Genomic DNA, 14255 nt, shown 5'->3' with positions numbered 1-14255 from the left:
GTCGCTGTCGGCGGCGGACTGCCGCCGACGCGACAGCGTCGCCACTCACGACAGCTGTCCGGACCGGTGGACAGCTACCCTACCGGAAGAACCGGTCGTTGAGTGGCTGATTCGCTGGAACAGCCCTGCGCACACCAAGCGCTGTCCAAGCGGCCCGCAGCACCATCTCACAGAACTCAGTGAACGACCATTGCCAGAGGCGGCGCCCCCCGCGGCGGGGCGCCGCCACGTACCGCCAGTGAAGATACCGCCAGCTGTTCTGCAGCAGCAGGCTCACGACAAACATCACCAGCCGCAGCCCAGCGTCCTGAGAACTGGTGAACGCGAGGCTCTGCTTGGCTAAGCGGTAGCTTGACTCGATGCCGAAGCGCTTGCTGTAGTGTTCCCGTGCATCCCGCGGCGTGTCGATAAACGGCGCGTCAACGGCGTAGCCGTGACGCGCCACCCCGTGTTCGTCGTATCGTCCTTGCTGGTAGACGCAATCGATGAACACAGGAAACGTCACCTCGCCGGCGAGATCGTGTTCGATCTCGCGGCTCCAGCCTCTGCTCAGTTCTTCCTGAATCGTCTCGCCCCACTTGACGATCGGCATCACGTAGGCGTAGTTGTGCGCGTACAGCAGTCCGAGACAGGTGCTGTTGTAGAATCCGCGATCAAGGTAGACGGCCTTGACGCCGAGGTCAAGGCCGTCGAGGAGTTCAAGAAACTCAGCGAGGACATCGCTGGTGGTGTCGCCAGCGACAAGCTGGCGCACCGCCAGCGTGTACCGCTTGTTGCGTACCCGCGCGTAGAGAGTCGCATACGCGTGGAACGCCGTTGTTCCGCGTTTCGCTTCCGAGAAGTACAGCGCTTCTGTCTCGTCTTCGTCGCCGTAGTAGGGATCGAGGTGGAGGTCGGCGACGACCTCCACCGGCCGATCCGGGAGTGTCTCAACCGCATCTCGTTGGAGGAGCGTGTCTCCAACCGCCTCAACAGTGTCAAGGTCGAACTGATCGGTGAGATGTCCCCGGACGGTGTTGGCGTGCGGTGAGTCGTCTGTCGTTTCGCAGACGTGGTTGATTGAGGTCCCGCCGGCGCTGGCGCCGGCGAGGACCTCATACAGTTTCTCTGTGGTGACTTCGACGTTCTCGCCGAGACCTATCGCAAGTTCTTCGTCAAGGCTGTTGACGACAAAATTAAGCAGGTGCTCTTCCTCTATCTCGCTGTCTGCTTCGGGTTGTTGCACATCCTCCCAAAGCAGACACTTCCTCTAACCCGATGTGATCGACTGAGTCTTGCCGACCGTATTGCGAGTGCAGAAGATGACGACTCTGGACCATGAAGGTACGCTACTACGCAGACGCGGAGATACGAGAGATGCACAACCACGCGATACGTCTGCTAGCGCAGCTCTATGACGACCACGACACTACCGTCGAGATCGATCGGATCGACGAACAGCACGATCCGATTACTGACTTCCCCGGTGAAGTACGGCGTCTCACACCTGAAGAGGTCTACGAGAGCGATCTCAAACGCAATCGTGCCCTGAACGCGGCCATCGAACAGACGCCGTCAGACGCGTTCAAACGCTACGGAACACTCGACATCGCTGGGAATGTCGCCGTCGTTGATGAGGAGGGAACCGTCCAGTGGGCCTCGACTCTTCCAGGATATGCGGACGGGTACGGACCAGGAGCCGAATCACAGACAGCAATGGACTTTCTCGAAGACATCACTACATCGCCGAGTAACCGTATCTGTGTCGAATGTCTACACCTCTTGGACGGCGATGAGAACTTCTGTCCGAACTGTGGTTACGATCTTCCGTAGGTGTAGCAAATCTGATCAGAGTTCGTGTTTAGATTGACTATTCAAATCCAGCTCTCTAGATTGACTTAGACGGGTTTATTTCGAGTCTAAGTCAACTCAATAGACATTAACCATACTTAGACAGCCGATTCGCTTTTTCCACTCTGATTCTTTCTGTGAACAATACGTACTCTTCCCTACCGATCTCTAACGGTATCATGCCCTACCCGAGATACTAGCGTCAGCTAGTGATAGTCCGGGTTTTGAAGTATAGTTCACCCTATTAGAAGCTGCTCTGTTGAATAGCGATCTAATCAGCCGATATCACAGGTTTAGAAGGATGAAGCCGAGGAATTCGATTCTTGCCTATGGAAGTCGATCTCCTCGACTTCGTTGAGCAGTGTCGTGACCTAGCTAAACAAGCGTTGGGGAAGCACGCGGGCGAGCCCGCCAGCGGCGGGTTCGCCCGCTGGGTCCACGTTGTTCTGCACTGCTTTCGGCTCGAAGAAGGCCACAGCTACCGTGAAACGCCGAATCGGTTGAAGTACTTGACCGAGGTTCGTGACGCCCTCGGCCTAGATCGGGACGATCTGCCGGATTACAGCACGATCTACAAATCCTTTGACCGGCTGAAAATGTGGGTGTGGCGGGCGCTGCTGCGCGTTTCTGCGCAGCAGCACCCGCCGTCTGGCCACGCCGCTCTCGACAGCACGTTCTTCGACCGTCGTTGTGCTTCCTCGTACTTCCGCCAGCGATCGGGAAGCACCGTACAGACGCTGAAAGTGACGACATTAACTGATGTGGAATCACTTGCGGTTCTTGACGTTCACATCACAGCACGGTGGAAGCACGATACGAAGACCGGACCGCAGGTCGTCCGCCGAAACGCGGACGACCTGCAGTCCGTCGCTGCCGACAACGACTTCCAAGACTGGCACACCGAGCACGAGATCGCCGCATATGACGTGGAGTATCTCGTTCACTACCGTGGATCATCACCGAAAGCAGCCCTGAATAACGCGCTCAACCGAGCAAACGGCTACTCTCAGCGCTGGATGGCCGAAACTTCGTATTCGACAACGAAGCGCTCGCTCGGCGATGCCGTGCGAGCGCTCGGCTGGTATCGACAGTTCCGTGAAATCGTCCTGATGTTCGCCATCTCGAACATAGAACCGCTCTGTGAGCCACTCTAACCGTGACTCAGCATCTATTCAACACAGCACGATAAGCCGCCGCTATCACGCGGTTTCTCGCTTAACTAAAGACGGATGGATCCGGAGACAATGCAGGGAAACGATGGCATAGTCGGCGAATCCGCCGCCGCCTTCCGGGGCGGCGGATTCGTCTCTGTCGCCAGTAACTCTTTGAGAAATCGGGACGATTTCGCTAGTGAAGCGGGAGATTTGGGTCATGATCAACTGAAGTCTCCCGCTTCAACTCCTTCGATTTAGCGACCTATCCCGACGCCGTCTAGTGATTCAACACAGCCTTCTCTTCCCTATAGCATACAGCGACATATATACCGACTAGTAAAAAGAAAAGATTGTATGCCCTGACAATCGCTTCGTTATTATGTCAAAGCCGAAAAAAGCGGAAGAGCGTTTTGAGGACGGAGTTGCAATCAAAATTTATTCTGTCGAACAAGAGGAAACGATATCAATTCTGGAGGGAGATAACATTCCAATACCCGAAAAAGAGAGCGTTGTGGAATTTGGGTTTCTGGAAGGAGACACCGCAGATCTAGATGATGTTGGATGGCGAGTTGTGAATAAGTCATATTCATACATGGTTTGTTCTGATGAGAGTATTGCGTCTGTTGTCACACTCTATGTTGAGAAAGTTAATCCGAGTCAGTAATCTTTAGAGATCTTTGGGAATCAGACCATTTTGTCCATCTCGTCGAGGAACTTCTGGAAGTCATCAGCTCCAGCCTGCTCCGCGATACTCTTGAGAGTACCAGTAGCGAGCTCGTCGTGAAGAGGAACAATGACCGTCCGCTTCTCACCCGTATTCGGGTCGATATACCGGAGTTTCACGTGGTCACCGGTCTGATCGACCTTACGGAAATTCCAGTTACCAAGCGCTCGGACGATCTCTCGACCCGAGTAGGTACCACGTGCCACTGAAAGCTTCTACTCACCGATACCAAATAAACCCTCACCTACCGGGCCAAAAACTGTCTAGATTCAGAGCCAAGGAGCTGTAGACTCTTCCTCGACGTCATCCTCCTCGGGAACGGGACGCTCCGCTAGCTCAAGCGCTTCCGCCAGGTTCACAAGAGCCTCAGACTTCGTTTTTCCCTGACTCGCAACCCCAGTGTCCTCGTCTTTGGCGACGTACCAGTCGTCGCTCTTGGTGACAACGATGGTATCACCGTCGGGGTTGCGAGATTGAACTCCCATAGTTCCCAGTTCAGTTGGTAGCTTCATAGGTTTTCCGCACGAGGAACTTGAGGAAGTTTTCCTAGAAGAGATGGTCGAGTCCCGTGAATTCCGCGTCAATTTCCTCAAGTTGCTCAAGCGGGAGAACAATTCGAACATCTTCTCCAGATTTTTCATCACGGAACGTGAGTTCCCAGATTCCATCGTTGTCGGTTGGGCCGAGAATGATACTACCTTCAGCAGGGAGGAGCTCGTCAGTCATGGTTGGGCGGCGGCTCCGTTCGTTATCTCGGACTTGTCTCGGCACTCGAAACAGCCGTGAACTTCACCGTCGCGTCCTGCGAAGACACGTTGGAAGTTGCTTGTAACGAACGCGCCACAGTTGGCACATTCGGGCATGACTAGTTCCCCGCGAGCAACCAGAGACGGGCGTTCCCTACGCGCTTGCTCTCGATAGTGCCCGCATCCTCCATCTCTCGGAGCTTCTTGTAGGCGGTCTCGTAGGAGCATCCCACAGCGTCGGCGATCTCCTGTGTGCCCGCCATGCCGTCCTCGGCTTCAATGGCGTCGGCGAAGTCTTGCGGTGGATAGGTTTCGACGTATTGGCCGTTTTCGTCGTCTCGGTCGGCGTCGGGCATGGTCGCGATATTGGTATCCATTACAGTCAAACGTAATGGTTCTAGTCACTTAGCCTTTACAGCTAGTTTGGAAAGGTAAGACTTAAGCCATTACAGATACTTTGTTATGGTAAGAGGGCGGTTCCAACGGGTCTACTACGGTGACGAAGACGACACAGACTCTCTCTACCACTCGGAAGCGAAGCGGGGTACCACCGCGTTCCACGCGTATGCGACACTCTACGCACGCGTGAGGAACAAACGCTACACGCTGGCGGTGCGCCGTCTCGAAGACGGCGACACCGCCAGCAGTGTCCTCGCTGAGTTCCTTGGTGTTCTCGACGGCCTTGACACCGAAGTCAAGGCCGTCTACCTCGATCGCGGGTTCTACGACAGCAAGTGTCTCACGTTGCTTCAAGCGCATAACTACGCCTACGTGGTCCCGATCATCCGGTGGGGTGAGGCGATTCAGCAGGAACTCTCGGAAGAGTGGAGTCGCGTCATCGAACACGATCTGACAGGGAAACTCGACGGTCACAGCTGGACCGTCGAGTTTCCCGTCTACATCGACTGTACGTACCTGAACGGGAAGTACGACGACCACGGCGTGGCGCGTCACGGCTACGCCGCTGACGCGCCGTTCATCGAGACACCACGCGATGCGCGATACTACTACAGCAAACGCTTCGGTATCGAGTCAAGCTATCGCTTATCCGAGCAAGCGATAGCGACGACAACGACGCGAGACGCAACGGTGAGGCTGCTATACGTCGTGGTGAGTCTCCTCTTGCAGAACGCGTGGCGGTATCTGCACTACGAATGCGTGGCGACGCCTCGCCGAGGCGGGCGTCGCCTCTGGTGGTGGCCGTACAAGGAGTTCGTGAATATGGTTCGGCGGGCTGCGTGGACGGCCCTCGCGGTGCGTCGGGCCGTCCCCGCGAACCGGCCGCCTGACGACCGGTTCGACCGGTAGTCACTGATTGAGCAAGCTCCCTTCACGAGTGGCAACGCTGTCGCGTCGGCGGCTGACCGCCGCCGACAGCGACAACTCCCTCTTCGATCAGCGTTGCTTGACCAGTAGCGACGACTCATCCCAACAGAACAGGTGTCTCAGGTCAGGCTAACTGGCGATGCTTTGTGAGGTACTGAGAATGGGCGTGGCGGGGTATGCGGCGGTACTGAGGAGTCATCGTAGATGGTAGCGTACTCGGCGTTGATGAACAGAAGATCGTCGAACACCGACCAACTCAAATTCTCCAAGAGCTTCCGTAGTTCTCGGTAGCACGGCGGGATCGAGCCGCGGTCTGCAAGCACATCGATATTGGTGATGATGCTTTCCATCTCCAACAGGTAGAGATGTACTGCGGGGAAGGTATTGAACCGTTGCCACGTCGTCCGCCGCCAGTACGTTTGGAGTTCGTCACGCCATTCGTCGATCCTGGAGAGCAACGTCTCCGTCGTCTTTGTGATCGAGTCCTTCTCCGATTCAACTCGCGCTTTGACAGCCTCCTGCACCTGCTTTCTCGACGCAATTGAATCGGATTGCGATTTGCTGGCCACTTCCGAGACCGGGTATTTTGAGCCGTGGAGATAGTGGTATTTCTCCTCTAGCGTCGTTTCGTCTGTCTCTGCGAACGAGTCGAGAAAGGCATCGAACTTGGAGCTATCCAATCCATGGATTTGGAGCCCATAATACGGGTGGGGGCGTGATGAGGACCGGTCGACAACCCGGAGCTGGAGGAAGTCCAGCCCCATCTCATCAAGTGCCTCATTATATCGCTCTGTGACTTCGAGCGCCGTCTTGTACTGGTTCTCGGGATCGTTCGGATAGGCATCGGGCACTTCGTGCAGTATCTTCGAGAAGAACGCGTTGACGAGATGGTTCGGGAAGTCCACATAGTGGTTCCGGACGTTGCCCTCGATCGTGAAATACTGGTTTCACTCATCCGTAGCACATTGTTGATTTCACAGCGTCGCTCGAACAGCGTGTTTGAGAGCATCTCGACCGGGTTTCCGAAACAGTTCCCGACGTAGTTGGAACGCTCTGAGATACTGCGTTAATTTGTCTTTCGAGACGCCTCAATGGGGCGAGAGCCAGCGTCGAACCTGCGACGCATGGCTCTCGCAGGTGTTGACGTGAACTTCCCCATCGGCGTATTCGCCGTCGCCGTGGACGACGTATTCGCGGTCGAATGCGTCGTCCGCTTCGAGCGGTTCGTACGCTCGAAAGCCGTCGGTATAGACCGTGAGCGACTCCTCTTTGCGGTCAGCAAGCAGGAGTCGAATCGTCGATTCGTCGGCGGCTTTCGCTGGAATCACGTACCGCTGTCCAGTCCCGCGATCATCGATTATGAACACGGGTGGCTTGTCGCCATCGTACGAACCTCGCCCGCGCGCGTTGACAGGCCACGCGAGCGCGACTCCTGGTCGCGCTCGCGGCCTTTCTTCCCGGCGTTGACGTAGACTTCGTCGATTTCGACCGGTCCGACGAGATCGAGGGAAGGCGCATCGAGCGCTCTGGCGAAGCGCTCGATGCGCCGGTGCATCGTCTTGTGTGTGACCTCGATTTCGCACTGTAGTTGGCGGAGACTCGTGTTAAACCGAAGGAACGCGTAAATCGAGAACAGCCACCGACGGAGCGCAATCTTCGAGTGAGCGAAGATCGTGCCAGTCTTGTCGTTGAATGTTCGGTCGCAATTCTTACAGAGATACCGCTGAAACTCTCTGTAGCTACCGTTTCTGACCGTTCGGTCAGAACGGCAGCGAGGACAGGTAACACCGTCACGCCAGCGAACCTGTTCCAGCAGGTCCGCTGCAACCGATTCCGACCCAAACACATCTAGCGGAATCATTCGTGTCGGGCACCGCTGACGCGGTGCCCTTGTCCTCTTCGACTCCACAGCGACCGCTCAGCAGTATCAACAATCTCCTACGCAAGAGCGAACGGTTATTTCGTTGAGAAGGGGCGGCGCGACAGTAACTGGTGCACAGTACGGCAGGTTCCACTCCTGTTCCTGCCGATATTTCGACGCGCGCCGATATCCTGCCGTTGCAGCCTCTAAAGAACTACGGCTCCAACAGCATCAAACACCGTAGTACGGTACTCGAAAGTAAAAATCATGCCTTCACCCTATCACTGTTGGGAGACGAGGTTATGGTGTGCCTTTAATCGAAACGTTCAGTGCCGTCGACGCGGGATGGCTGGTGTTCCTCTCTCCAGAACTTGCGAGTCGCGCACAGTTTGGCTGGACGATTACTGTTCACATCCTCTTCGCCGCGCTGTCGGTCGGGCTGGCACCGTTCATTATCTATTTCACTTGGAAAGACGCCAGGACCGACGACGAGCGGTTCAGTCGGCTGCGCTCTTTCTGGGTGACGGTTTTCGCGGTCGGCTTCGTAATGGGTACGGTGACGGGCATCCCGATGAGCTTCCAGTTCGGGACGAACTTCCCACGGTTCGCGGAGGTCGCAGGCGAATTAATTGGCGGGCCACTGGTCTTCGAGGCGAAGATGGCGTTTTTCCTCGAAGCCGTCTTTCTCGGCGTCTTGCTCTTCGGGCGTGAGCGGGTCAGCGATCGCACGTACGTCCTCTCGTCGGTGCTGGTTGGAGTCGGTGCATGGCTGTCAGCATTTTGGATTCTGGTAGTCAACGCCTGGATGCAGATGCCCCAAGGCTACGAATTAGTAACCCGCGGCGGGATGGAAGTTGCCAGTCTGACCGACCCAGTGGCTGCCTTTCTCACGCCGCGACTCCCGTGGATGTACGTCCACATGGTCAACGCCTCTGTCATCTCGGTCGCGTTACTGGTCGGTGGCGTCTCAGCGTACCTGGTCTGGAAGACCCACGACTCGCCGGCCTGGCAGGCATCTCTGAAGATCGCCGTCCTCCTACTGTTAGTGACAGCACCACTACAGGCCGTCCACGGTGACGCCTACGGTCGCCACGTTGCAGACACCCAGCCCCAGAAGTTCGCCGCTATGGAGGCCCACTACGAGACCGGACAGGCTGACCTCCACTTGATCGCGTTCCCGAAAGACCCCAGTGCGCTGACTGACCCGCACGCAGAGAATCTCTATACCGTCAGTCTCCCTGGCCTCGGCTCCTACCTCGCCACCGGCGGTGACCCCGATGCAGAGGTACTCGGATTGAACGAGTACGAGCACAACCCACCGGTGGCAATAGTGTTCTGGTCGTTCCGCTTTATGATCGGACTCGGCTTCCTCTTCATCGGCCTCGCACTGTGGGGTGGATACCTCACGTACAGAGACAAGCTCGCCGACAGCGACCGATTCCTGAAGGCGATGATGGCCGCGACGCCACTGGGATATGCCGCCTTGCTCACCGGTTGGTACGTCACAGAAATCGGTCGCCAACCGTGGGTCATCCAGAGCGTCCTAAAGACCAAGGACGCAGTCTCGCAGTCGCTGACCGCTACGGAAGCGCTGGCGACGCTGGCAGCGTTTATTGTCGTGTACGTCGGGCTAATCGCCGTCGCCCTTCTCGTTTTACGGTGGCTCGTGAGAGAGGAGTTGCGGGATCTCGAAAGACTTGACCCATCGAAGGAAACCGGACACGGACGCATTCCGTGGGTGGGTGGCGATGGCTGAGTTGCTCTCTGCGGAGCGGTACCTCCTTGACACGCTCCCGGAGGTGTGGTTTGGTGTCGTTATGTTCACCTTGGCGATGTACGTCGTCCTGGATGGATTTGACTTCGGTATCGGTATGTTGTACGCTACTCGGAGCGACGAAGCCGACCGGGAGACACTCCTATCGGCGTTCGGGCCAGTCTGGGACGCCAACGAGGTGTGGCTGGTCGCCTTCGGGACAACGTTGTTGGCCGCGTTCCCGCGTGTGTACTCCCGGTTGCTTGCTGACAACTACTTGCTCGTTATTGGGTTCGTTCTCGCGTTACTGTTCCGGGGCATCGGACCGGAACTGCGCGAGCAACGCGAGAACGACCAGTGGCAACGGGCGTGTGACGCTTCGTTCGTCGGTGGCAGCACGCTCGCACCACTGCTGTTCGGCGTTCTCGCCGGACGCTGGGTCTTTGACGTTCCGACGGTGTCGGCGCCGGCGCTCCTGACGGGCGTCGGACTGGTTGCAGTGTCGGTCGTCACAGGCGCGGCCTTCGTCTCGGCAAAAGCTGGTCCCTCCCTCGCTGCCGATTTGCGGAAGTACGGTATCGTGGGAACGTTGTTCTATCTCGGTGGTGTGGTCGTCCTCCTGACGACTGTCGTCCTGACAAACGCTGGCGGCACAGCTGACGCCGTTGTCTCCGTACCGGTTGCCGCGGTGGTCGTCCTCTCCGTGTTCGCGGGACTGGCCGGAATTGGCTTCGCCCGCCGCGAGCAGTATCAGCGATGGCTCGCGAGTGCACTTTGCCTTCCCACGTTGTTGAGTCTCCTCGTTGCGTTCCTGCTGTACCCGATCATCTACCCTGCGACCGGACTGACCGTCCGAGAGACTGTCGTCTCACCCCTCGCGCTCAATCTTGTCACCGTTATGGGACTACCGGTGTTACTGCTCGTGCTCTGGTACTTCAAGTTCCTCTATGGTGTCTTCAGCGGGCCCGTTGTCGATGAATCCTACGGGTCATAATCAAACTGAAACTCCTCCTCGATAGAAAAGCTAGACACATACCTCGGGGATCGACCCGGCGGCAGTTCTCGGAGTTGCCTACTGGAGCCTGTCATAGAATCCATCTCATAGTTTCAGTCCGCCGAGGGCGTGGATTACGTCATTGAGCGTACGTTCCGGTGGTCGCCCGTCTCTGAACACCGCCGGGCCGTCGCAGTTCTCGCTTCGGCTACTGCTTGTGGAGTCGCCACCGCTGGAGCAGGAGGCTCACGCCGTCCTCGCCGACGCGGAACTCGGCGGGCACGCGCTTGCCGGTCTCGGTGACCACGTAGTAGCGGTGGTCGTCGGGGTCCAGCGTCTCTGGGACGACCCGGTACTCGCCCGACCAGCCGGGGTCGTCGAACTCGATTCGCAGGCCTGCGCTGTCGCGCTCGACCGTGGCGGTCCGGACCTCGCGGTGGGAGGCGTACTCGCCGACCAGCGGGTCGGCCTTCCGCTCGAAGGCGTAGGTGGGCACGACCTCGTGGGGCGCTGCACCCTGCACGAGCGCGAGGACGGCCTTGCCGACTGCGGAGGGGTGTCTGTCGGGTGCAGTGTTGCACGCGGTCACGACCCCGACGTTCGCGTCTTCGAGGTAGCCGAACCACGCGGTCGTCGTGCCCATCATGCCGCCGTGGCCCACCAGCGTGTCGTCCAGAAAGTCGACCGACGAGAGGCCGTAGCCGTACCCCTGTGGGCGACCGTCGAGGTAGTCGTTGCGGGTCGCGTGGCGCTCGGTCATCCGCGCGACCGACTCGGGCGCGAGGAGGCGTTCGCCCTCGAACGCGCCGCGCTCGCTCGCGTCGCTCTCGCCCGCGCCGTCGAGGTAGAGTCGGAGGTAGTTCGCCATCTCCGCGACCGAACTCACCATCCCGCCGGGCGCGTAGAGGCGCTCGTCGAACGCCAGCTCGGCCTCGACCGCGTCGACTGCGTCGTCGCTTTCGTCGGCGTTGTCGACGGCCTCGCGGTTGTACGCCGTCATGCGGTCGGCGGCGGACTCGAAGGCCTCCCGCGAGAAACACGACCGATCCATCCCGAGCGGGTCGTGAATCTCGCGTCGGACGTACTCGGCGTACGACTGGCCGGTGACCTCCTCGATTACCTTCCCGAGCAGCGTGTAGCCGGTGTTGTAGTAGAAGAAGTGGTCCTCACCGACCAGTCGCTCGTCGACCGACGACTCGACGTGTCGCCGGAAGTCGCCGTCGCCGGTCATCGGGAGGTCCGGATCGCGGTCGCCACGGTCGGTGAGTCGGGTGATGAGCGCCGAGAGGTTGCCGTCGCTTGGCATCCCCGAGGAGTGACACAGCAGGTCGTGGAGCGTCACGGGGTCGCCCGGCGCGTCCGCGAGGTGGGGCAGGTAGTCGGCGACCGGGTCTTCGACCGACACGTCGCCCGCCTCCGCGAGTTGTAGCAGGGCGACGGCGGTCACCGACTTGGTGCAGGAGCCGATGCCGTAGAGGGTGTCGGGGGTCGCGGGCGCGTTCGCCGCGCGGTCGCGCGCCCCGAACCCCTCGGCGTACGCGAGGCCGTCGGCGTCGACCACGGCGACGCTCGCGCCGGGGACGCCGTCCTCGCGGACCCACTCGCTCACGGCGGTCTCGATTTCGCGGCGCTGCTCGGAGGAGACGAGGTCTGCCATGCGTTCGCGTGTGTCCGGACCGCTGATAAACGTCCGGCTTCTGGAGGGGAAGTGTTCAGAGACGAGCGAGCGACGGCTACTCGCGCTCGTTGGCACAATCCACGCCCTCAGTGTCTGCGCGAGCATCGCTCGCGCAGGCTCAGCGGACGCGGGTTGTCCGCTGGCGGACTGAAAGGGCGAGGCGCGCCGAGGGCTTTCGAGGCGACGTTTGCGGTTTTGCTGTTGTCGCAGAGTGCGCCGAGGGCGTTCGAGGCTGTAACTGCTGTCCTGCTATCTCAGAGCGGCACCCACGGCGTCGTCACATCCGGCTCGCGGAGGTGCCACCGCTCCTCGGCGTGGCCGCCCGCGACCGTCCGGAGTTCCACCACCGCATCGAACTCGTCGGCGAGTCGCTGACACCGGTCGCTGTCGTACGCGTCCGGAAGGACGTAGTGGGCCATCCCGTCGTGTTCGCAGACCCTGTCGCAGACCAGACGGAGGAATCGCCGGACCACGTCGAACTCGTAATGGGCGAGCAGCGGCGCGAGCGAGTCGACCGCGACCCGAAGCTCCAATGGGTGGCGGCTCCGCGCGCCGAAGTCGGCGACGGCCTCGCAGAGTTGCGTCCGAAGCCCGGCGAGGTTCGCGTCGCCGACCGTCACCTCCGGGAGCGTCGCCTCCGAGCCGTCCGTGGCGTCGGCTATCGGTTGAGGCGGGACCGCGTGGTTGAGGACGCGCGTGGTCTCGGCCGGCGGACGGGGCGCGACCGAGGCGGCTGGAAGTCGGTCGTAGATGCTCTCGGGGTCGGCGTCGGTGAGCGCGAACACCCGCCACCGCCGGATATCGTGTCACTCAACATGGCCTCGCTCGCTCGCGTGAACACTTCTCGGGGCGGGTCGCCGGCGAGGAGGAGGTTACAGCCCTCGCTCTTGAGCGTCCGTAGGTGGGACCGGAAGTAGGCCAACGCGCCACCTCGGTCGCCTCCCGAGACGGGCGCGGTTCTAATACTCTCCCCAGTCATTTAAATTGTTATTACGAAAGATATATTACAAATCTTCTCTGCGCGGTCTCGAACCGTCCGTGTCCGTTCGCTTCGCTCCACGGCCCGTTCGACGCCGCTTTCTCGGTAGAAAGCCCGGTTATCGTCGGATTCGGTCGTCTGGTAGAGTTTCGGGGTCCGGAGAGCGCTGGAACCCGTAACATACTCACTGTTCGAGTGTGTCCGTCCAACCAGTCATGTTCCCGATCGTCGCCGACTGGGTAAGTGGGACCCAAGCGTCGATGCTGGTCGCCGTTCTCGTTCTCGCAACGCTCGGGACCGCGACGCTGTTCCTGACCGGACTGGTCGGCTACCGTCGGCGGCGGACGAGAGTCTATCTGCTGGTGACGATTGCGCTCGGCGTACTCGTCTGTCGGTCGCTCGTCGGGTTCGGAACGCTTCTGGGATTCGTTCCGATGCCGGTCCATCATCTCGTCGAACACGGATCGGACTTCACGGTCGCCACGCTGGTCCTGTACGCGCTGTATCGCAGCGGACCGCCCTCGCGGCCGGGGTGAGAACGCAGTTCTCAGCGACTGGGAACCGGCGAGCGTCTTTACCCCGACGACGGTCAACCCACGATATCATGAGCGACGTGAGACGGACGGTCCAGGGACACATCGAATCCCATCCGGGCGTCCACTTCAACGAACTCGTCCGCGACCTCGACATCGCCACCGGGCAAGCGCAGTACCACCTCCGTCGCCTCCGTCGAGCGGGATGTCTCGACGTCGTTGAGCTTCGCGACCGAACTCACTACTTCCCGCAGGGGTACGACTCGTGGGAGCAACGAACTATCGCCCTTCTCCGGCGCGAAACCGCTCGGGGAATCATCATCGTCGCGCTCGAAGACCCGGAACCCTCGGCCGCCGAACTGGCGGGGGAACTCGACGTGGCGCGGAGCACGATATCGTGGCACGTTTCGACGCTCGCTGAGGCCGACGTCGCGGAGAAGTGTTACGACCGACACGGCCGGAGCCACGTCAAACTGACGCGACCCGAGGAGACCCGATGCCTGCTCGACGAGGTCGCGCCCTCGCTCTCGGACCGCCTCGTCGACCGCTTCACGCGCCTCATCGACGACACGTTCGGCGAGTCAGCAACCCGCCGCTGAAGCCCTGTCTCTTACCCATAAGTCTCAGGAGTGCATTTCGTATCCCTCCGCCCAGGTCTAAAGCATCCGTCTTTAGCT

16 protein-coding genes and 3 pseudogenes are annotated in these 14255 nt (G+C 59.6%); 8 read left to right on the top strand and 11 right to left on the bottom strand.

Translation table 11 applies throughout. From position 1 onward, the window contains the following. Positions 1-79: 79 nt before the first annotated feature. Positions 80-1225 carry an ISH3 family transposase gene (locus tag EPL04_RS16710; RefSeq protein ID WP_134672273.1) on the bottom strand — a complete coding sequence of 382 codons (1146 nt, stop codon included), beginning with the start codon at positions 1223-1225 and terminating at the stop codon, positions 80-82. A gap of 92 nt (positions 1226-1317) precedes the next feature. Here EPL04_RS16710 and EPL04_RS16705 point away from each other — a divergent pair, with 92 nt between their 5' ends. Beyond that, positions 1318-1812, top strand: coding sequence for a zinc ribbon domain-containing protein (locus tag EPL04_RS16705; RefSeq protein ID WP_134672311.1), 495 nt, complete (start codon positions 1318-1320; stop codon positions 1810-1812). Positions 1813-2159: 347 nt separating this feature from the next. Continuing rightward, positions 2160-2984 (top strand): IS5 family transposase, encoded by an 825-nt coding sequence (locus EPL04_RS16700; RefSeq protein ID WP_134672310.1) that lies wholly within the window; start codon positions 2160-2162, stop codon positions 2982-2984. 75 nt (positions 2985-3059) lie between these two features. On the opposite strand, the pseudogene EPL04_RS16695 reads toward EPL04_RS16700, so the two are convergent. Continuing rightward, a pseudogene (locus EPL04_RS16695) lies at positions 3060-3203 on the bottom strand (IS5/IS1182 family transposase); the annotation flags it as partial. A 160-nt stretch (positions 3204-3363) separates the two neighbouring features. Here EPL04_RS16695 and EPL04_RS16690 point away from each other — a divergent pair. Further along, positions 3364-3648, top strand: a complete 285-nt coding sequence (locus EPL04_RS16690; RefSeq protein WP_134672309.1) for a hypothetical protein — start codon at positions 3364-3366, stop codon at positions 3646-3648. Positions 3649-3668: 20 nt separating this feature from the next. Here the strand turns inward: EPL04_RS16690 and EPL04_RS16685 are convergent, their stop codons facing one another. From EPL04_RS16685 to EPL04_RS16670, 5 genes are all read right to left on the bottom strand, one after another. Beyond that, positions 3669-3914, bottom strand: coding sequence for a type II toxin-antitoxin system HicA family toxin (locus EPL04_RS16685; RefSeq protein ID WP_134672308.1), 246 nt, complete (start codon positions 3912-3914; stop codon positions 3669-3671). A gap of 63 nt (positions 3915-3977) precedes the next feature. After that, positions 3978-4193, bottom strand: coding sequence for a type II toxin-antitoxin system HicB family antitoxin (locus EPL04_RS16680; RefSeq protein WP_134672307.1), 216 nt, complete (start codon positions 4191-4193; stop codon positions 3978-3980). Positions 4194-4254: 61 nt separating this feature from the next. After that, positions 4255-4434, bottom strand: coding sequence for a hypothetical protein (locus EPL04_RS16675; RefSeq protein WP_134672306.1), 180 nt, complete (start codon positions 4432-4434; stop codon positions 4255-4257). Next, on the bottom strand, positions 4431-4571 hold the full coding sequence (locus tag EPL04_RS19545) for a DUF7563 family protein (RefSeq protein ID WP_449272294.1): 141 nt from the start codon (positions 4569-4571) through the stop codon (positions 4431-4433). The genes EPL04_RS16675 and EPL04_RS19545 overlap by 4 nt, the downstream gene beginning before the upstream one ends. A 2-nt stretch (positions 4572-4573) precedes the next feature. Further along, a complete protein-coding gene (locus EPL04_RS16670) occupies positions 4574-4810 on the bottom strand; it encodes a helix-turn-helix domain-containing protein (RefSeq protein ID WP_134672305.1) in 237 nt (78 codons plus the stop codon). 127 nt (positions 4811-4937) lie between these two features. Here EPL04_RS16670 and EPL04_RS16665 point away from each other — a divergent pair. Then, positions 4938-5762, top strand: a pseudogene (locus EPL04_RS16665) (ISH3 family transposase); the annotation flags it as partial. Between the two features lie 137 nt (positions 5763-5899). On the opposite strand, the gene EPL04_RS19085 reads toward EPL04_RS16665, so the two are convergent. Both EPL04_RS19085 and EPL04_RS16650 read right to left on the bottom strand, forming a co-directional pair. Further along, the gene (locus EPL04_RS19085) at positions 5900-6685 is read right to left on the bottom strand and encodes a hypothetical protein (protein ID WP_209019653.1); all 786 of its coding nucleotides are present in this window, start codon (positions 6683-6685) and stop codon (positions 5900-5902) included. Between the two features lie 69 nt (positions 6686-6754). Beyond that, positions 6755-7641 (bottom strand): annotated as a pseudogene (locus EPL04_RS16650) (IS1595 family transposase). A 307-nt stretch (positions 7642-7948) separates the two neighbouring features. On the opposite strand from EPL04_RS16650, the gene EPL04_RS16645 reads away from it, so the two are divergent. Continuing rightward, positions 7949-9397: a cytochrome ubiquinol oxidase subunit I gene (locus EPL04_RS16645; protein WP_134672304.1), complete on the top strand. Its 1449-nt coding sequence runs from the start codon at positions 7949-7951 to the stop codon at positions 9395-9397. After that, positions 9390-10388: a cytochrome d ubiquinol oxidase subunit II gene (locus tag EPL04_RS16640; protein ID WP_134672303.1), complete on the top strand. Its 999-nt coding sequence runs from the start codon at positions 9390-9392 to the stop codon at positions 10386-10388. The genes EPL04_RS16645 and EPL04_RS16640 overlap by 8 nt, the downstream gene beginning before the upstream one ends. Positions 10389-10596: 208 nt before the next feature. On the opposite strand, the gene EPL04_RS16635 is transcribed toward EPL04_RS16640, so the two are convergent. Further along, positions 10597-12045, bottom strand: a complete 1449-nt coding sequence (locus EPL04_RS16635; protein ID WP_134672302.1) for a serine hydrolase — start codon at positions 12043-12045, stop codon at positions 10597-10599. Positions 12046-12320: 275 nt separating this feature from the next. Next, positions 12321-12851 carry a DUF7504 family protein gene (locus EPL04_RS16630; protein WP_134672301.1) on the bottom strand — a complete coding sequence of 177 codons (531 nt, stop codon included), beginning with the start codon at positions 12849-12851 and terminating at the stop codon, positions 12321-12323. Between the two features lie 409 nt (positions 12852-13260). On the opposite strand from EPL04_RS16630, the gene EPL04_RS16625 reads away from it, so the two are divergent. After that, a complete protein-coding gene (locus EPL04_RS16625) occupies positions 13261-13581 on the top strand; it encodes a DUF7471 family protein (RefSeq protein WP_134672325.1) in 321 nt (106 codons plus the stop codon). A gap of 68 nt (positions 13582-13649) precedes the next feature. Further along, positions 13650-14177 carry a winged helix-turn-helix transcriptional regulator gene (locus EPL04_RS16620; protein ID WP_134672300.1) on the top strand — a complete coding sequence of 176 codons (528 nt, stop codon included), beginning with the start codon at positions 13650-13652 and terminating at the stop codon, positions 14175-14177. Positions 14178-14255: the final 78 nt, after the last annotated feature.

The sequence above is a fragment of the Halorussus marinus genome, assembly GCF_004521895.1.
GTDB lineage: Archaea > Halobacteriota > Halobacteria > Halobacteriales > Haladaptataceae > Halorussus > Halorussus marinus.
Note: the sequence above shows the minus strand (reverse complement) of the source record. Positions and strands in the feature narration are given on the sequence as shown.